Genomic DNA, 16,964 nt, shown 5'->3' with positions numbered 1-16,964 from the left:
AGCCGAGACCCCCACCGATCCCTGCAACTCCTTGGACTCACTTAAAACGGTCATATCTCGACCTTGCGAACGCCCTGCCCTCAGCGCCTTCGTGCCGGGGCATGCCTTGAGCCTCACCTTGCCCCGACACCGATTTTGGCCTTGTCATGGTCGGGTCCTGCGGCCGGCCAGGACCGCCGGTCAAATAGGAGGAAGCGGTCGTCGCTGCCGAGCGTGGTGATCGGCGTCCGCAGGTCGGCCGGCACCGCCACCGTGGCGTAGATATCGAGGACGGCTGTCTCCATCTTCGCAATCGGCAGGTAGGGCAGGTCGGCGGAGTAAAGCTGTCGACTCCGGCAGATGTAGTAGAAGTGCAGGGCGCCGGCCTTGCTCTTGCCTCGTATGATCATGAGTCGGCGCTGGCATCGGGCGCACCAGACTGCGCCCTTAAGATAGGAGTTGAGCGTGCGTTCGCGGGCGTCGCCCGCGCGTCGCGACTCCAACATATGCCGGACGCGGTCGAAGACGTCCGCCGCATCAGCGGCTCGTGCCTGCCCTGATACTGCTGGCCGCATTATTGGACCAGGCCGAGGTAGTAGCGGTCTCGCAGGAGTTAGCCGAGCGAGTTGATCGAGATGCGCAGGCCGGTGGGGTAGCGGTGAGTGGGCTTCGTGCGGAGACCCGCGTCGGTGAGGGCCTAAATGGTCACGTGGAAGCCGTCGGCGCCGCTGGCTTACAGCTTCGAAGGCCATGCGCGCCAGCGGGCCGCTTACTGGGTCGACGGCGACCGTGCGCACCTCTCGGCCTTCGAACGTCTCGCGGACGTTGAGGTAGCCAATCGGTGCCCGGCCGACCGGGACGCCACGCGCGATCTTCTGCCCCATCTTGTAAGCGATGTCGGCACCCGCGGCGCGTGATTGGTACTCCTTAACGCCGTCGAGAACAGTCGCCACGAGGTCACCGATTGCGCTGTCCTCGGTGTAGTCCATGATCGAAATAGGGTGGCGCCAGCGTTGCGGAGATCGCTTGGTGATCGCGGCATCGATGCTGTTGCAGTGGAGCCCTGTACGGGCGTAGACGATCACGTAGCCGATGTTCGGCTCTGCCCTGAGCCGGGCCATCTTTCTGGAAGACCGGTCGGCCGTCGACTGTGGTTGCGGAGCGGCCCGGCTTAACGAACTCGGCGGCGACTCTGCGTCCAGCTCCAATGCGCGGCGCTGGATGGCGGCGCGCTGTGCCGGCAGTGAGATGCCTTCGAGGTCGTAGACGGTGTTGACCTGGCCAGCCGACGAGACTCGTAGGTAGATGAAGGCGCGTTTCCGTTGCCTGACCCGGGCGGTCGTGGCGGCGGGTGGCTTCCGGCTCAGTCATCCGGTCGCTCCTTCTGCCGGCCACCGGCTACAGGGTCAGCCGTAGACGCGATCCCCCTCGCGGGGGCATAGGTGATCTCCCGCCTGACCACGCGTCAATATGATCCACCCGTACGGGCTGCTACGAGTGAAATATGCTGAGGTCACGTGCGCGGCGTTGCGGTTCCCTGCTCACAGAATGTGCGGGCAGGGAGCCAGACCGGTAGATTAGTGCGCTCAGACGGCGAGTGCAGATAAAGAGGCCGTGATAACCTCTGACGCCTTTTTCACATTGTTGCGGTCGAGCTTATTCAATGATATGTCCACATACACTTGATAAGTCCCCCAGGTTCCTGATCGGCGCGTTGCCGGCATCCCACGTATGGCGTCTTCCAGTCGCTTGTTGAGCGTCTTGCGCATCTGGTCATTCTTTGTGTTTTCGAATCCGATGCGGCCTTGTGGTGCAAAGAGGGCTTTTAATAAAGGGTGATAACCCTTGCCTTTGCGTTTGTCGAGAAGTTCGAAGCTAATCTCCCATGTGCCAGAGCTGGAGACGTATGACGTTGTTGAGTTATCGGCCACCGGCCGATTGGCCAACAGGGCAATTAGCTCCGCTACGAAATTCGTCTTGCTCAAAGGAGTGTCTTCTTTAGTGTGAAGAAGGTCAGCCTCAATATTTCTGATGCGCGTAACGATGGGCGTGAAACTTTGCAGCCTTTTGGAATGATCCCAGACGGTGGCATCTGCATATAGGGCACCCAACTCTAATGCGCCCTTATTGTCGAAACCATGACGGAAAGACGTCTCCTTGAGTAGCTCTTGGTTTGCCTCTAGGCGGACCGGGTCGGGGTCGCGTCCTGTTATGCAGAAGAATAGGAGCTGACCGAACGAAAACACGTCAAGCGCCGGTGTCTTCGCTAAGGCGGCCTTTGGGTCGAAAGCAAAGAACTGTTCGGGCGCGGCGTAGTAAACTACGCCCATGGCAGTCTTCGTAGCGCGTTGAGTATTGGTGCTGAACCAAGCGAGGTCGAAGTCAGTAAGAAAGGGCTTCCATGCACCGTCGGCTTGGTGTTCACAAACTATATTCTCGGGCTTGATGTCTCGATGAATTACATCATGCTTGTGCGCGTAATCAATCGCATCAGCAATCTGCCAAAGGAGCTGCAAGACCTCGGCAGGTTCCATGAAAGAGCTCGGTTGCAGAGTGCGAAGGTTTTGTCCATCAATGAAATCCATCGTGAACCCAGTGGGGCATCGGCTATATCGATGTACGCCGACGATTTGAGGGTGATGCAGCATTCTCATGGCGTCGTAGCCATTTTCAAACCTACGAGATTTTTCGGGATTGTACATCTCGTGTGGGTGGTAGATCTTCAACGCTCTTGACTGCTGCGTTGCTTCATCGACTACCTTCCAGACGGTGCCGAATCCACCTTCACCAATGCGCTCTTCGAGACTGCCCTCAGGAACGGCCGTTCCTCGTTCAACATAACCGAGTTCTGTTCGGAAGCGAAGCAGAGTTTCTTGGGCTTGTTGAAATGCGGATCTTTGTGCGAGGCCCGGAGTTGCTGTTCGCTTCTCGAACCACTTGTCTATGGATTCGAGTTTTCGACTGCACTCAGAATGTCCTACTGTGCGCCATTCGCTTGGATTGTATCTAGATTTGAAAGACGAATATTCATCAAGGAATGCTGATGCGGATTCTTCGATCTCTCGGAACATATCTTCCGGTAGTGGCGGGGGAAGGGCGGGCGGAAGTCCAGTTCCCAAAATTAGGCGGCCCGACAGATGGCCTCCAAAGACTGGTTTTTGGCGTTCCTCTCCATAAAGCCCGTGGGTTGCCATATTTCGTGAGATAAAGTCGTATGCAGTAAAAGCAGTCAAATTCCCTTCGTAGTCTACCGCTTCGCCCATCATTGCTTGAATCAAGTAGTGTGTGAATATCCCGTGCCCGGAGTTTCTTTCCTCCCAAGCTAGCTGTTGACTGGTGCAAGCCGCTATGACTGCTACAGACTGCGCTCCAGGCCGCAAGACGTCCTGGACATCGGGGTTGAGAAGGTTGCGTAATATGTAGGGGGTGCGACTTGCGGTTGTGGCGGTTCCTGAATGGCAACAGTCGAAAATTGCTAAGTTTTCCTGGCCGGCATCACCGGAGGACATGAGCTCAATGACTTTGCGAATCTCAAGCCCTTCATCAAAATCTGCATTGTCGTGCGTAACCAAATAGGTGCCGAAGTCAGTTGCGGCGCCGTGGCCGGAAAAGTAGAAGAGTATTGACTTAAAGCCGCCCGATCGGGCTTCAAGAATCTCTCGCATGATTGCAGCTTTGGTCGCCTCGCTGTTCAAGAGCGTACGCACGTGGTAGCCGTACTCCTCCATGCTTAACAGTGCTGCGAGCTCTCCCGCATCGTTCTCGCTGCAAGTCAGCTGCTCCCATCGGCCAGCGTAGTCATTAATCCCAACTAGGATCGCAATCTTGCTGCTCATGGCTGCTCCCTTGCGGCGTAGGACCTTGAACCGACCGCATTATTCCACGTTGGAGGGTGGTGGCGGCTCGGATCGCAATTAGTTTGCCGGTGCAAGTATCGCCGGTTGGGGCGGTAGCCCAGCAGGTCAGATCAAGCCAGCGAGCCGTCGCCGAGCAACGCACGGAGCTCAGCGACTTCCGCGACGGGGTTCAAGTAAGCGGACAGCAGCTCCACTGGTGGCAGGGGCCCCGTGTCCGCGGAAGCGTGGACCGGGGTCCCTTGTTATTTCTCCTCCGAGTCCGAGCCTCAGAACCGCGCGGTGCGTCCGTAGCGCTCAGACTGACGGCCGCCGTTGCTGCCGAACCAGCTCTTGGCAGAACTGGCCTTGGGGCTAGCCGCAGCTACACGTAGCTGGCAGCGCCTCCAGGAGGGTCGTAGCACGTGTCCGCCGGGGGTGTGCGGAGGGAAGCCTCTCGTAGGCTGCCCGGCGCGTGAGTTCAGTATCGGTCTTGGTTCGGTGTGACTGAACGGGAGGTAGAACTGAACGGGCGGTTCAGCTCGCTGCGTTGATGCCCAGACCACGCTGCATGCCATGCACCAACTGCCGGCGACGCTCGGGAGACCGCGGCCAACCGGGGACGTCCGATACAGCCATTTCCGCGAGGAGAGAGTCCTCCCGTGATCCGGGCCAACGCGCGACCAGCTCGGATAGGCGAGTGCTGCCGATGATTGCGGCGATGTCCTGTCCGAGCACTCTTGCGGCCGCTACCGGATAGTCTGCTTCCTCCTGCGCGAGAATGTCTTGGCCGTGTTCGGTGTCATACAGAAGTGTGTCGACTTCGTGCAGCTCGGAATACCAATAGAGCGCCGTGGCGATGTCGGCGGCGTCCTTGTACTGACCGTAGTCGCTGCGGTCGAGCCATGCGGCAAGTTTCAGAGCGACGTAGCCGGCAATCGTTGGTATGCGAATCGTTCCGGCGTTCGGCAAGCGGAGCGGGCGTGAGGCATTAAATACCTCGTTAAATCCCCATACGCTGATCTGGTCACGACGAGCAGGAGGAATCACCGAGCCGACTGGGTTTTCCACCTTGCCGAAGGGCATCAGATCGGTGGGTATGTTTGCGACTCTGTACCGTATGCCAGTGTTCCCGGTCGGCTCCAATATCTGCGCCAATTTTTCGTACGCAGCCCAGCCCGCCAAGGCCAAACCGAAGTCGATGTCCTCCGTAGTGCGTACGCCGGAACGTTGGCCGGACGCACTCTGTAAGATGTCGCGGCAATGCGCGCCGACGATCATCACGTCTTCGGCGCGCAGCCCTACCGACTCTGCCAGAAGCACGGAGACCACCGAGTCGGGGATATGTAGTAGCGCTGGGTCACACTTTGTCAGGTCGAGCAAAACGGGCCCTCCAGTCCTTGGCCACTTCGTTGAGCCGGGCGTCCCTGGTGGCTATGAGATCGGCGTAGACAAGTGGCCACGGGGCGTTATGCCCATCCGCTGAGGCTGCTTCGCCATCGGCATACGGCGACGTCCAGAATTTCCGCCGGACGAAGATGTTCGCAGGGCGGCCGGGGTCGGCATTCCATCGATTTCGAACTGGAAACTTCGGTTCCATGTGGTCGAGATACACCGTCAAGGTCATCGGGCGCACAATTCCACTGCCTTGAGCGGACTCGCTGCTGAGGTAAAATTTCTGTCCGGGCAGTAGGCCGTTGATGGGACGGGAGGGATCTCCGTGATAGCTGGCGATCTCAAGAGTCTGGCCCAGACCCGCCGGATATGCGGCGGCCCAGAGGTCAAGGAGCTTGTCGATCTGGACCAATCGCTTGGATTCCGCTACAAGGAATCGAGCGTCCTGGAGCTGAGTGAGCGCGTCGTGCGCTTGTCCGGTAGAGACTCCGGCTGCCGTGGCAATCTCTCGAACCTTTGCGGTTGAAAGCTTGGGCCAGGTAAGGAGCGCCATGATCACCTGTGATCGTCGCGAGCTGAAGATGTTGGCCGGCTGGTGCCGCCGAACGGTGTGCGCGTCGTTGATCGGTCGGAGTGTCGTCTCGGCACGGCCCTGCACCTCGACGAAGATGTTACCGAAGGTAACAAAGGCATTCCCTAGCGAATCCACGAACTGAATGCCAGCGTCTCGAAAGGCGTCAGCACTTCGGCGGCTGATGCGATGGCCGAGGATCAACGGCTCGTGAGGCGTGACCAGGACGGGGCCACGGGCTCCATGTGCCAGGGAGCTGAAGGTCATCGGTTCCTTCACCATTGCTCCGTAGAGCTGTCGCTGTCCCCCGCGTGACAGGGTGACGATCGCATCGATGCCTACGTCAGGTACCTGAGGTTCGACCTCAAGAGCGATGCCGAACTCGCGCAGCCGATCTCGTGCAGAGTCCAGGAAATGCCTGGTGACGTTGTCCAAAACCTCGTCCCCGTTCGGCTCCTCCATTCGTTCAGTGTAACTGAACGGCGCTAAGGACTGAACCAGATTGAGCTGGCGGGCACCTTCGCTCAAGCGCTCTCCGCTCGGCCGTCCCGTCGATCCAAAGGTCGTTCTGGCGCGCCGGTCGTCAAGGCTGTTCGTCGGGGTGGAGCCTGCCGGGCGTCGTGCGGAGTTTGCGCGCATCCTCCATGGGGTTCAAGTAGGCCGACAGCACCTCCACTACAAGATCAAAGTTAAGCCCCGGCCTGCCAGCCGGGGCTTAACTTTGTTGAGGGTCTTTGTGTGTCTCCTCGATCCCGAGAACGACCAGCGGCTCTGGCTGGACGAGCTTGCCAAGCATCGACGCCGGGCCGGGGCCGTGTTCCGTGCAGGTCGCTCGAGGAGTTCGCGCTCGCTGCGGAAGCGGATGAGCGCGTTCCGGTGGTTGTGCTGGTCGTGTTGGTGGCCAGAAGAGTCGTGAGAGTCAGCGCATGTCGTACGTCAGACGGCCAGCGTGTCGACGGCGTACTTCGGGATCTCTGCGTCACGGGTGGCCAGCGTCAGTTGTTCTACCTGAGCTTGGGCGATGAGCATACGGTCGAACGGATCTCTGTGGATGAGTGGAAGTCGTCCGGCGACGATGCCGTGCTCAGCAGTGATATTCAGATGCCGGAAGCCGCTGTCGCGGATGCGCTCAGGCAGATCGGCTGGTTTGTCGAGCTTGCCGATCGACTGCTTGATGGCTACTTCCCAGATCGTCGCGGGACTGACGTAGACGTCCGGTTCGTGGTCGAGCCGTTCCTTTATCTCGGCGGCGAGTGTGGAATCGTCCGTAAGCCACCAAAGCACGACATGAGTGTCGAGAAGCAGGCTCATGCGAGGCCGAAATCCCGTGCGATGGACTCGTTCACCTCGGGGGAATCCCAGTCCTCGGCCATCGTGAGTTGGCCGCTCAGGGAGCCCCGACCGACTCTGTCGACCCTGCGGTCCAACGGGATCACCTTTGCGACCGGGGTGCCGGCTCGGCTGATGATGATCTCTTCACCGTGCTCAACTCGGTCGATGATCCGCGAGAGGTTTGTCTTAGCGTCGTGGATGTTGAACTGCGCAGCTGCGTCGGACATGACGGCCCTCCTTAGCTAGGAGGTTAGCCCGATGGCGAGGTGCCGGGCGAGCTTCAGCCGTCACGGATCTTCTAGAACGAACACTTGACTGTCTGACTGTGACGCTTTAACTTTGTGTCAGCCGTGAGGAGGTTACGATGATGCCGACTATCAGGGTTGACGATGATGTGTACGACTGGCTTCAACGGCGAGCTAAGCCGTTCGTCGACACGCCGAACAGCGTGCTGCGGCGTGAGTTGAAGATCGGCGCGGTAGCGGCGCCCGCCCCTCTTGGCCGTACGGGAGAACTGAGCGCCCTGGTCCAGGCCGGTCTCCTTCATGCGGGTGAGGAGCTGATCTGGAAGCGTCGAGGGGTTACCCATCACGCAGTAGTCACATCCGAGGGAACGCTCGAACTTGAGGACGCTCGGATTTTCGAGTCGCCCTCAGGCGCTGCTCGCGCGCTGGCCGGCTATGAGGTCAACGGTTGGCGCAACTGGGCCCGTCTTCGTGACGGGGTTCGTCTTGCATCGCTTCGTGATCAGATGTAGGTGCTGTGACGGTAGCCGTCGACCCTGCTCGCTGAGGTTCAAGTAAGCGGACAGCACCTCCACTGGAGATCAACTCCGGCGGCTCACCAATGGTGACCGCCGGAGTTTCTTGCCTGGTGGGGTTTTGACCGGTTCTACCGCAGGAGGTCAGGAAGACGACGCGGCAGGCCCGGTTGTCTGAAGTGTGGGTGTCTGCTTGGCCGCCTGCTCCCAGAGGGCCTGAACGTCTTGGAGCGGTTCGCCCACCCTGCTGCCTGACCGGGCGCCGACCGATCTGCTGGGCCAAGTTGAATCTCAGCCCCGAGCTGGTCGGTGGTGTAGCGCACTCGCTACGATGTAGCCATGACGACACCCCGGTCCATCCGGTTCGACGACGCGGTGCTTGCCCGACTTCGGCACCAAGCCTCGGCCGAGGTTGGGAGCAACGTGTCCGCGCTGGCCCACCGGCTTGTCGATGAGGGCCTCCGAATGGCTGAGCATCCGGGCATCATTTTTAAGCCGGGTCCCTCGGGCCGTCGCGCGGCTCTGGCGTACGGGCCGGACGTCTGGGAAGTCGTCAAGTTTCTCCGAGAGATCGATGAGCGAGGGCCGGCTGCCCTCGTCGCCGCTGCCGAAACGTTTGCCGTTGACGTCGGCCGCATCACTTCGGCCGTCAGTTACTACAGCGATTACGGCACTGAGATCGAGGGAGAGATCGAGGCTGCCGAGGAGGCGTCGTTGCGCGCGGAGCGAGCTTGGGCTGTCCAGCGGAGGCTGATCGCGTGAGTGAGCCAGTGGAGCTAATTCAGCTGCTGCTGGATGAAATGTTCTCACCGGGGATCGCGGAGGCGCTGCGCGCACAAGGGCACCGGGTAGTTGCTCTGGTTGAGCGGCCTGAGATGCGTGTCATGCCGGATGAGGAGGTCTTTGCGTGGGCTGCTGCTCGGCGGTGCTGGCTGCTGACCGAAAACGTGAAGGATTTCCAGCCGATCAAACTGCGCGCCCTGCAGGCGAATGCGGCATTGGCCGGACTGTTGTTCACAAGCAGCCGAACGTTCCCGCGGTCCCGGCAGCAGGTCGGTCCACTGGTCGAAGCGCTCAACGCCTGGCTGGCGAAGGGGCCTCCCGAGCCTCCGATCATCGAGGATTGGCTTCAACCGGTCTGAATCGGCGCCTGGGGACATCCTCGTGGCATCCGCTGGATCCGGGCTGTTAGCTCGGCATCGGCAGGTGATGAGGGTCGTGGCCTCGGAGCCCTCGGTGCGTAGTGGCACCGGTCGCTCCACGCCGGCTTTTGGAGCCATCGGTCATTTGTCGAGGTAGTGGCCGTGGCGGGCGGCGATTTCCAAGTCGTTGCCGCGGATTCGATAGATCAGTCGGTGCTCATCGTTGATGCGGCGGGACGACCAGCCTGACAGCGGGCCCTTCAGCATCTCCGGCTTGCCGATCCCCGTTCCTTTCGGATCCCGCTGGACATCGATGATCAGCTTGCTGATGCGACGGGCCATCTTCATGTCACGGCGTAGCCAGCCGTCGTAGTCCTGCCAGGCGTTGGGGGTGTAGACGATGCGCAGGCTTACGCCGCTTCCTTGCCGGAGTCGTGTGCGGTGGAGTGGGGAGTGGCGGAGTCGGGATCGAGCAGCGGGTGTTCCTCAATCAGGCCGGCGTCGGCCTGCGCGATGCTCTCGAGCAGGCGGCGAGCGTTCGACGCTGAGCCGAGGACATGCAATGTCTCTCTCATGGCGTTCCATTCGTCGAGGGAGACGATGACGACCGCCTTGCCGCCGCCGCGAGGGATGACGCATTCTTCGGCGTCGTCGATCACCATGTCCACGACGGCGGCGAAGTTCTTGCGGACATCGCTGATTGTCAGCACCTTCATGGTGGCTCCTCAAGCTCCGGCGGAAGACGTACACCCGAGCGTACGCTCAGATGTACGTCGGCGCGAATGCTTCAGCCGGCCGCCTATGACTCACTGAGGCTCGCAGGGAGCTTGAGTACTCCGTCCGCAGGGTTCAAGTAAGCGGCGACCATCTCCACGGCTGACGGCCCCTGTTCAGGTGACACCGGTGCGGCGGTGCCCGCGATCGACGGAATCGGTGACGTGGTCAGCCGGATCGGCGATCTGCAGACGGTGATCGCGGCCGCGGTCGAGGAGCAGACCGCGACGGCCGGCGAGATGGGCCGCAACGTGGCCGAGGTGGCCGGCAGCAGTTCCGAGATCGCGATGAACATCAACGGCGTGGCTTCGGCGGCGGGAGTCACGGCGTCCGTGGTCGCGCCTTCCCGGGGCAGTGCGGACGATCTGGCTCGCACCAGTGAGGAACTACGAGCGTTGGTCGCGGGCTTCCAAGTCTGATCTCGCTAAATTCTTGACCGCCGCATGTAACCGGACCGCCCGGTGCGGTGTGTTCCTAGGTGTGCAGGCACTGATGGGAAGCGGGAGCCATGGCAGGCAGTGACAGCGCCGACTTCGACGCGTTCTATGCGGCGGCGGTCCGGCGGGTCGTGCTCTACCTCTACGCCGCGTGCGGTGATCGGGCCGAGGCGCAGGACGTGGCCCAGGAAGCGTTCGCGCGGGCCTGGCAGCACTGGGGCCGGGTCAGCGCGTACGAGGAACCGGAGGCCTGGGTCCGCCGGGTCGCCTGGCGGCTGATGCTCAACCGGTGGCGCGGTCTGCGGCGTTGGCTCGGCGCTCGGGCCCGTCTCGGACCACCGCAGGAGGCGACAGCCGGCCCGTCACCGGACAGGGTGGCCGTCGTGGACGCGTTGCAGCAGCTACCGAAGCCGCAGCGACAGGCCATCGCCTTGCACTACCTGCTGGACATGCCGGTCCACGACATCGCCGTCAGCATCGGCGCCCCCGAGGGCACCGTCAAGGCGCGGCTGTCGAGGGCGCGAACCTCCCTCGCCCGGCTGCTCGACGACCACGATCAGGAGAACAGCGATGCCACAACCGGCGCATGAGCGACTGCGGGAACTGGAAAATGACGTACGCGATCTTCGACTGCTGCCCGCCGCGGCCGTCCGGGACCGCGGTCGCAGGCGGGGCCGCCGCCAGCTGGCCGCCTGGACAGTGGCCGGCGCCGTCGTCGCCACCACAGCGGGAGCTGCCATCGCCTGGCCACGTCCGGATACGACGACGCCAGTGGCCGGCCGGCCGCCTCTCAATTGCATCCTCGCGCTGCCGGAGAACCCGGCCGACGTGCGGCTGCGGGTGGTCGACGGTGGAGCGGCCGCCGGTCGGCTGGAAGCGGTGGTCTCCGATCTGCGTGCCCGCGCCTTCACGGTGTCGACCGGCGCCGCCAGCCCGGCAGGTACGACCACGCTGCGCTACGGCCCGGCTTCGGTCGGCGCGGCGGCGCTGATGCGGGCCGAACTGCACGGCGACGTCGCGATGAGGTTCGATCCGGCCCGCAGCGACGACACCATCGACGTGATTCTGGGGCCGTCGTTCGACCGGCTCGCCACCCCCACCGAAGTCAACCAGAATCTGGTGACCGCGGGTAAGCCGACAGCACCGGCGGAATGCTGAGCCGGTTCTTTCAGTAGTGGCCCTTGTTCTGGAAGAAGTTCCACGCACCGCACGGGGTGTCGTAGCGGCCCTTCACGTAGCCGAGGCCCCATTTGATCTGGGTGGCCGGATTGGTCTTCCAGTCGGCGCCGGCCGAAGCCATTTTCCGGCCGGGCAGGGCCTGCGGAATGCCGTACGCGCCGGAACTTCTGTTTTCCGCCTTGTAGTTCCAGCCGCTCTCGTGTTTCCACAGTTTGTCGAGGCACGGGAACTCGGCGATCGGGAAGCCCTTGTCCAGCATGAGGGCACAGCCGATCTTGCGGCTTCCGGAGTATTCGTTGCAGGACGTGGGGATCGGGCCGTTGAACGGGACGGGGCCGGAGGCTTCCTCTTTCTTGCGCTCCTTTGCCGCCTTCTTGTCGGCGGCCACCTTCGTCTCGAGCTTGTGCGCCCGGCCGGCGGCGGCCTTCGCGGCCGTCGCCGCCTTGGCCGCGGCGGCGCCCTCGGCCTCGCGCTTCCAGGCTCGCGCGGCGGCGTGCCGGGCCTCGTGCTGCTTGAGCAACTGGACGTCCAGGGCGGCCTGTTCGGCGCCGGCCAGCGCGACCCCCGTGGGTTCGGCCTGGTTGTCCTGGCCGAGCTGAACCCCGGCGATCAGTCCCGCCACCAGCACGCCGACCGATGCGACGCGCACACCCACGCGGCTCCAGAGCCCATTCACGAGCATCCCTTTCCTCAGCTGCTCGGAACACCCTGGCCTACCGCGCCCGCGAAGGCAACAGCCCGCTCGGCCCGGCCGGAAATTGACCGCTATTTCGGCGACGATGGTCGGATGAACAATCCGAACGGTAAGCACACGGTGACTCCCTATGTCGCTGCGAAAGGGGCCGAGCGCTTCCTCGCCTTTGTCGAGACGGCGTTCACAACGGAGCCGGCGCGGAAGGTTTTCAACCCGGACGGCACGATCGGTCACTCCGAGGTGCGGGTCGGTGACTCGACCGTGATGGCGTTCGATGCCGATCCGCGGTGGCCGGACATGCCCGCGCTACTGAGCGTCTATGTCGACGACGTGGACGCTGTGTTCGCCCGGGCCGTCGAGGCCGGCGCCACGGTGGTCACCGAGGTCTTCACCTCGCGCATAGTCGGTGACCGCGGCGGCCGCCTGTGCGACCCGGTCGGCAACATCTGGTGGGTGCAGACGCATCTCGCCGAGCCTGATCTGAGCGCCTTCGATGACCCGGCGGAACTGGCAATCATGCGTACGGCTCAGCGTTCCTTCGCCGACGAGATGGACCGCCGGGCGGTGTAGCTGAACGACACCAGGCCGTCGATCACGAGCACGATGGTCCACAGACGGTAGGGGCCCCAGAGTGACGCGGTGCGGTCGGCGTCACCCACGAGCGCCGCGAAGAGCAGCAGAATCAAACCCGCGATTCCGTACGCGGCGACGTGCCGGAGCCACATGCGGCGCTCATGGGAGACGCGTTCCCGGGTGCCCTTCGCGGGCAGCGCAACGGGTGGCGGCCCGCCGGCGAACCGGTGGGCGAACCGCTGATCGGCCCAGCCCAGCATCCGATGACCGAAGGCCACCGACACGCCCAGATAGACCGCCGCCAGCGCATGCCCGAGCGCAGCCTCGCCCCCCGATCGCAGGTCGATGACCGAGAAGACGAGCAGGGCCACGTCGACCAGCGGCACCGACAGCAGCAGCGCGGTGCTGAGCCCGCGCGCCTTGAGCAGGTAGCGCGCGGCCAGCCCGGCCACGAGCAGCACCCAGAAGCCGATCTCGCAGGCGACAATCGCGACGATCATGTGAACCCCTATTTCGCACGGGCGTGTCAGAACCTTTGTAACACACTCGTGCGACAATGGCGTGTGCCGAAAATCGTGGATCACGACGCGCGACGCCGGGAACTCGCCGCCGCGGTCGGGCGGGTCATCGCCCGCGACGGGGTGGCCGACGTCTCGATCCGGTCGGTGGCCGCCGAGTCGGGCTGGTCGTCGGGCGCGCTACGGCACTATTTCGCCACCCGCGGCGAACTGCTGGCCTTCGCCTGCGAACAGGTCATCGACCAGGTCACCGAGCGCATCCGAGCCATGCCGGTGCCGGACGGCGTACGGGCGGGGGTCCGGGCGATCCTGCTCGAGACCATGCCCGTCGACGAGCGACGCCGGGCCGAGTCGACGATCGCGTTCTCGTTCCTCGCGCTCGGGCTCGGCGACCCGGCGCTGGCCCGGGTGCAGAGGCTCCACTTCACCCGCATGTACGAGTTGTGCCTGAGCCTCGCCGCCCACCTGACCCCCGGCGACGCCGAGACCACCGCGCGCCGCCTGCACGCGCTGGTCGACGGCGTGACCGTCCACGTGCTGGCCGGTCATCTCACCCCGGACGAGATGACCGCCCGCCTCGACGACTACCTCGACGAGCTCACCGCTTGACCCAGGTGGCAATGATCTTGGTGCTGTCGTTCGTGAACGGCGTGCCGGCCCACGAATCCCACCGGTGTTCCGGCTCGAGCCCGGCGATCCGCGCCATCAGATCCATCTCGGCCGGCCACACATAGCGGAACGGCACCGACCAGAACTCGCCGCGCCCGTCGTCGTGCAGCGTCACATAGTTCGACGCCATCGCCTGGGTCGCCACGTCGTAGCTGTCGAACCCCCACCGCGACGGCGTCACGGTGAACGGCACGACCGTCTGCCCGGCCGGAAGCTTCCGCAGCTCGGGCACCATCACCTCGACCAGGAAGCGGCCGCCCGGGCGCAGGTGCGCGGCGGCGTTGCGGAAACACCGCACCTGCGCGTCCTGCGTGGTCAGGTTCATCACCGTGTTGAAGACCAGGTAGACCAGGTCAAAATCCGGAGCCCCGGCCCGTACGGAGGAGAAGTCGCCCATCGACACGCCGATCAACGGGTTCTTGGCCCGCAGCCGGGCGACCATGGCCGCCGACATGTCGATGCCGTGCACCGCCACACCCAGCCCGGCCAGCGGCACCGCGACGCGGCCGGTGCCGATCGCGAACTCGAGCGCCCGCCCACCCGGACCGGCCAGGCCGGCCAGCACGTCGGCCGTCTCGGCGATCACCGCCGGGTCGAACTCGTCGCCGGTCGCGTCGTCATACGTCCGGGCGACACGCTCGGAGAAGTAGCCGTCCGGATCGTCCATGGCCGGACAGTATCGAGACCGGCCGCTCTTCTCGACGGGTTTACGGCAGCTCGATGTCTCGTTCTTATGGGAGCTCGATCGGTAGCTTCAAGCCGTCCAGCGCCGCCGCGCACGGACAGGTGCGCTCGGCCGGCAGCCGGGTCACGGCCTCGAGCAGTACACCCCGCAGGCGTTCGGTGTTGTCGGCGAAGACCCGGAACACCTCTTCCTGGGTGACGCCGTGCTCGCCCTCGACCCCCGCGTCCAGGTCGGTGACCAGGGCGATCGACGTGTAGCAGAGCCCGAGCTCACGGGCCAGCACAGCCTCGGGATGGCCGGTCATGTTGATGACAGCGCCCCCGATCGCCGTGAACCAGCGCGACTCGGCGCGCGTCGAGAAGCGCGGCCCCTCGACGACGACCATGGTGCCGCCGTCGACCGGCTCGACCGGCTCGGCCGCGCCCAGCACCGCGCGGCGCCCGACCGGGCAGTAGGGGTCGGCGAAGTTCACGTGCACGGCGCCGGTGTCGTAGTACGTCTGCGCGCGCCCGCTCGTGCGGTCGATCAGCTGGTCGGGCACCACGAACGTGCCCGGGCCGAGCTCGGGACGCAGGCCGCCGACGGCACAGGGAGCCACGATCTGCCGTACGCCCAGAGCGCGCAGCGCCCAGAGGTTGGCCCGGTAAGGGATCTTGTGCGGCGGGTAGCGGTGATCGCGGCCGTGCCGGGGTAGGAAAGCCACGCGGCGGTCACCCACCTGGGCGACCGTGATGGGGTCGGACGGCGCACCGTAGGGCGTGGACATCTCGTGCTCGACCGCACCGTCCAGGAGCTTGTAGAGCCCCGATCCACCGATGACGCCGATCTCCGCCGCTGGGTTCATGTCCAGACCTTATCGGCGGCCGGAATCTCGGGCTAATGTGCCTTGCATGGCGTTGGTAGAGACGGCTTATGTATAGCGAGGGCCAGCGGATCGGAGGCCGGTCGATGGAGTCCATGACCGGCCGGCTGCTGGTGGCGACGCCGACCCTCAAGGACCCGAACTTCGACCGTACGGTCGTGCTGCTCGTCGCCCACGAGACCGGCGGCGCCCTGGGCGTGGTGCTCAACCGCGCGACCGAGGTGCCCGTCGCCGACGTGCTCGGCGGCTGGGGCGAGCTGGCAGGCGACCCAGCGGTGCTCTTCGAGGGCGGCCCCGTACAGCCCGAGTCGGCGATCTGCCTCGCCCGCACCCGCCCCGACGTGAAGAAGCGGATCTCCGGCTTCCACCAGGTCTCCGGCGCGCTGGGCACGGTCGACCTCTCCGCCGACCCCGAGCGCCTGCGCGACAACCTGGCCGGTATCCGCGTCTTCGCGGGCTATTCGGGCTGGTCCGCGGGCCAGCTGGAGGAAGAGATCACCGCCGGCTCCTGGTTCCTGCTGGACGCCCTGCCCGGCGATCCCTTCATGGCCCGCCCCGACGACCTGTGGGCCATGGTCTTGCGCCGCCAGGGCGACATCCTGGCCGCGGTGGCCCACTTCCCGCCCGACCCGGCCCTGAACTGAGCCACCGGCGCGGCGCAGCGTCGCGGCGGTCCACTTCTGGCCCTGAGCTGAGCGACCGGTCCGGCGTAGCGCCGCGGTGGCCCACTTCCGACCCTGAACTGAGGGGGTCCCGGCAACCGCCCCCGACAGGTGTGTAGTATTTCTCCCGTGCCCGGGCGAACCGGGGACGGCAAGGGGCTGTGGCGCAGCTGGTAGCGCACCACACTGGCAGTGTGGGGGTCAGGGGTTCGAGTCCCCTCAGCTCCACAAGTCGAGGCGGCTTGTGTTCGCGGAAAGCGCGAACCGGTCCGCCTCGTTTTGTTTGCTCAGGGGGCCGAGCCCCCTGAAACCCCACGGTGCGGCCGGTTGCGCTGGGTAGCGGATTGTGCTGGGCGAGCGGCCCCGAGTTCTTTTGCGGCTGCGGTCCTACCTGCGTTGACGGGCCCGCACGGCTAGGGTCAGGCCGGCGATGGCGACCAGCGCGGCGAGCGTTTCGGCGATGGCGGAGAAGGCCTTGCCGGGGGCGTTCCACGTGTTCTCGTACAGGTTGGGCAGCGGGCCCAGTTGGCCCACATTCACGTACGTGTAGAGCGTCACCGCCACGGCTGCGCTGCCCGCCACCAGCAGCGACACGACCCAGGTGAGCACGCGCGGCCAGATGAGCAGCGCGATCGCGACCACGATCGCGACGACTCCCTGGATGCGGAACAGTGTGCCCTCGCTCATCACGGACGAGCGGAACTGGTCGTACTGGGCGGCGTCGTGCAGATGCACGTAGGCGTCGACCCCCAGCAGCGCCGCCGTCACCACGGCCAGCACTCGTTGCGCCGGCGAGATGTCGCGCCAGGCTGCGTGCGTACGCACCCGCATCACTTGATCGGTCATGGTCCTGCTCCTCTTCGAAGGACTTCGTCGCTGCCCACGGTCGTCCGTTCGGG

At 64.2% G+C, this 16,964-nt stretch carries 22 protein-coding genes and 1 tRNA gene; 10 read left to right on the top strand and 13 right to left on the bottom strand.

Going from position 1 to position 16,964, the window contains the following annotated elements; genetic code table 11:
- Positions 1-113: 113 nt before the first annotated feature.
- The 6 genes from LXN57_RS25145 to LXN57_RS25120 all read right to left on the bottom strand — a co-directional run bounded on the left by LXN57_RS25145 (position 114) and on the right by LXN57_RS25120 (position 7,337).
- Positions 114-1,064 (bottom strand): recombinase zinc ribbon domain-containing protein, encoded by a 951-nt coding sequence (locus LXN57_RS25145; RefSeq protein WP_251800644.1) that lies wholly within the window; start codon positions 1,062-1,064, stop codon positions 114-116.
- Between the two features lie 501 nt (positions 1,065-1,565).
- A complete protein-coding gene (locus LXN57_RS25140) occupies positions 1,566-3,815 on the bottom strand; it encodes a protein kinase domain-containing protein (RefSeq protein WP_251800643.1) in 2,250 nt (749 codons plus the stop codon).
- Positions 3,816-4,349: 534 nt separating this feature from the next.
- Positions 4,350-5,135, bottom strand: a complete 786-nt coding sequence (locus tag LXN57_RS25135; protein ID WP_251800642.1) for a hypothetical protein — start codon at positions 5,133-5,135, stop codon at positions 4,350-4,352.
- Positions 5,136-5,172: 37 nt separating this feature from the next.
- A complete protein-coding gene (locus LXN57_RS25130) occupies positions 5,173-6,240 on the bottom strand; it encodes a type IV toxin-antitoxin system AbiEi family antitoxin (protein ID WP_251800641.1) in 1,068 nt (355 codons plus the stop codon).
- Positions 6,241-6,714: 474 nt separating this feature from the next.
- Positions 6,715-7,089 (bottom strand): type II toxin-antitoxin system VapC family toxin, encoded by a 375-nt coding sequence (locus tag LXN57_RS25125; RefSeq protein WP_251800640.1) that lies wholly within the window; start codon positions 7,087-7,089, stop codon positions 6,715-6,717.
- Positions 7,086-7,337 carry a type II toxin-antitoxin system Phd/YefM family antitoxin gene (locus tag LXN57_RS25120; protein WP_251800639.1) on the bottom strand — a complete coding sequence of 84 codons (252 nt, stop codon included), beginning with the start codon at positions 7,335-7,337 and terminating at the stop codon, positions 7,086-7,088. The genes LXN57_RS25125 and LXN57_RS25120 overlap by 4 nt, the downstream gene beginning before the upstream one ends.
- Before the next feature lie 137 nt (positions 7,338-7,474).
- Between LXN57_RS25120 and LXN57_RS25115 the strand changes: the two genes are divergently transcribed.
- The 3 genes from LXN57_RS25115 (at position 7,475) to LXN57_RS25105 (ending at position 9,012) form a co-directional block, all read left to right on the top strand.
- Positions 7,475-7,867 carry a DUF4357 domain-containing protein gene (locus LXN57_RS25115; protein ID WP_251800638.1) on the top strand — a complete coding sequence of 131 codons (393 nt, stop codon included), beginning with the start codon at positions 7,475-7,477 and terminating at the stop codon, positions 7,865-7,867.
- Positions 7,868-8,209: 342 nt separating this feature from the next.
- Entirely contained in the window at positions 8,210-8,632 is a 423-nt protein-coding gene (locus LXN57_RS25110; RefSeq protein WP_251800637.1) for a hypothetical protein, read from the top strand.
- Entirely contained in the window at positions 8,629-9,012 is a 384-nt protein-coding gene (locus LXN57_RS25105) for a DUF5615 family PIN-like protein (protein ID WP_251800636.1), read from the top strand. The genes LXN57_RS25110 and LXN57_RS25105 overlap by 4 nt, the downstream gene beginning before the upstream one ends.
- Before the next feature lie 141 nt (positions 9,013-9,153).
- Here LXN57_RS25105 and LXN57_RS25100 read toward each other — a convergent pair whose 3' ends face one another.
- Positions 9,154-9,414 carry a Txe/YoeB family addiction module toxin gene (locus LXN57_RS25100; protein ID WP_285904671.1) on the bottom strand — a complete coding sequence of 87 codons (261 nt, stop codon included), beginning with the start codon at positions 9,412-9,414 and terminating at the stop codon, positions 9,154-9,156.
- An 8-nt stretch (positions 9,415-9,422) separates the two neighbouring features.
- Positions 9,423-9,728: a type II toxin-antitoxin system Phd/YefM family antitoxin gene (locus tag LXN57_RS25095; RefSeq protein ID WP_251800633.1), complete on the bottom strand. Its 306-nt coding sequence runs from the start codon at positions 9,726-9,728 to the stop codon at positions 9,423-9,425.
- 195 nt (positions 9,729-9,923) lie between these two features.
- On the opposite strand from LXN57_RS25095, the gene LXN57_RS25090 reads away from it, so the two are divergent.
- From LXN57_RS25090 to LXN57_RS25080, 3 genes are all read left to right on the top strand, one after another.
- Positions 9,924-10,205, top strand: coding sequence for a hypothetical protein (locus LXN57_RS25090; protein ID WP_251800632.1), 282 nt, complete (start codon positions 9,924-9,926; stop codon positions 10,203-10,205).
- An 89-nt stretch (positions 10,206-10,294) separates the two neighbouring features.
- Positions 10,295-10,813: a sigma-70 family RNA polymerase sigma factor gene (locus LXN57_RS25085; RefSeq protein WP_251800631.1), complete on the top strand. Its 519-nt coding sequence runs from the start codon at positions 10,295-10,297 to the stop codon at positions 10,811-10,813.
- Entirely contained in the window at positions 10,794-11,381 is a 588-nt protein-coding gene (locus LXN57_RS25080; protein ID WP_251800630.1) for a LytR C-terminal domain-containing protein, read from the top strand. The genes LXN57_RS25085 and LXN57_RS25080 overlap by 20 nt, the downstream gene beginning before the upstream one ends.
- A gap of 10 nt (positions 11,382-11,391) precedes the next feature.
- Here the strand turns inward: LXN57_RS25080 and LXN57_RS25075 are convergent, their stop codons facing one another.
- The gene (locus tag LXN57_RS25075) at positions 11,392-12,057 is read right to left on the bottom strand and encodes an aggregation-promoting factor C-terminal-like domain-containing protein (protein ID WP_438872912.1); all 666 of its coding nucleotides are present in this window, start codon (positions 12,055-12,057) and stop codon (positions 11,392-11,394) included.
- 132 nt (positions 12,058-12,189) lie between these two features.
- On the opposite strand from LXN57_RS25075, the gene LXN57_RS25070 reads away from it, so the two are divergent.
- On the top strand, positions 12,190-12,666 hold the full coding sequence (locus tag LXN57_RS25070) for a VOC family protein (protein WP_251800628.1): 477 nt from the start codon (positions 12,190-12,192) through the stop codon (positions 12,664-12,666).
- Here the strand turns inward: LXN57_RS25070 and LXN57_RS25065 are convergent.
- Positions 12,624-13,169 carry a hypothetical protein gene (locus LXN57_RS25065; RefSeq protein ID WP_251800627.1) on the bottom strand — a complete coding sequence of 182 codons (546 nt, stop codon included), beginning with the start codon at positions 13,167-13,169 and terminating at the stop codon, positions 12,624-12,626. The genes LXN57_RS25070 and LXN57_RS25065 overlap by 43 nt on opposite strands.
- Before the next feature lie 63 nt (positions 13,170-13,232).
- On the opposite strand from LXN57_RS25065, the gene LXN57_RS25060 reads away from it, so the two are divergent.
- Positions 13,233-13,796, top strand: coding sequence for a TetR/AcrR family transcriptional regulator (locus LXN57_RS25060; RefSeq protein WP_251800626.1), 564 nt, complete (start codon positions 13,233-13,235; stop codon positions 13,794-13,796).
- Here LXN57_RS25060 and LXN57_RS25055 read toward each other — a convergent pair.
- A complete protein-coding gene (locus tag LXN57_RS25055; protein ID WP_251800624.1) occupies positions 13,786-14,523 on the bottom strand; it encodes a class I SAM-dependent DNA methyltransferase in 738 nt (245 codons plus the stop codon). The two genes, LXN57_RS25060 and LXN57_RS25055, sit on opposite strands and share 11 nt — an antisense overlap.
- 64 nt (positions 14,524-14,587) lie before the next feature.
- Entirely contained in the window at positions 14,588-15,385 is a 798-nt protein-coding gene (locus LXN57_RS25050) for an S-methyl-5'-thioadenosine phosphorylase (protein WP_251800623.1), read from the bottom strand.
- Between the two features lie 68 nt (positions 15,386-15,453).
- Here LXN57_RS25050 and LXN57_RS25045 point away from each other — a divergent pair, with 68 nt between their 5' ends.
- Entirely contained in the window at positions 15,454-16,047 is a 594-nt protein-coding gene (locus LXN57_RS25045) for a YqgE/AlgH family protein (RefSeq protein ID WP_251800622.1), read from the top strand.
- Between the two features lie 173 nt (positions 16,048-16,220).
- Positions 16,221-16,293 (top strand) — tRNA-Ala (locus tag LXN57_RS25040).
- Between the two features lie 159 nt (positions 16,294-16,452).
- On the opposite strand, the gene LXN57_RS25035 is transcribed toward LXN57_RS25040, so the two are convergent.
- Positions 16,453-16,911, bottom strand: a complete 459-nt coding sequence (locus LXN57_RS25035; RefSeq protein WP_251800620.1) for a hypothetical protein — start codon at positions 16,909-16,911, stop codon at positions 16,453-16,455.
- Positions 16,912-16,964: the final 53 nt, after the last annotated feature.

The organism is Paractinoplanes hotanensis, from assembly GCF_023717965.1.
Lineage (GTDB): Bacteria > Actinomycetota > Actinomycetes > Mycobacteriales > Micromonosporaceae > Actinoplanes > Actinoplanes polyasparticus.
The sequence above is the reverse complement of the archived record's forward strand: the minus strand, read 5'-3'. Positions and strand labels throughout refer to the sequence as shown.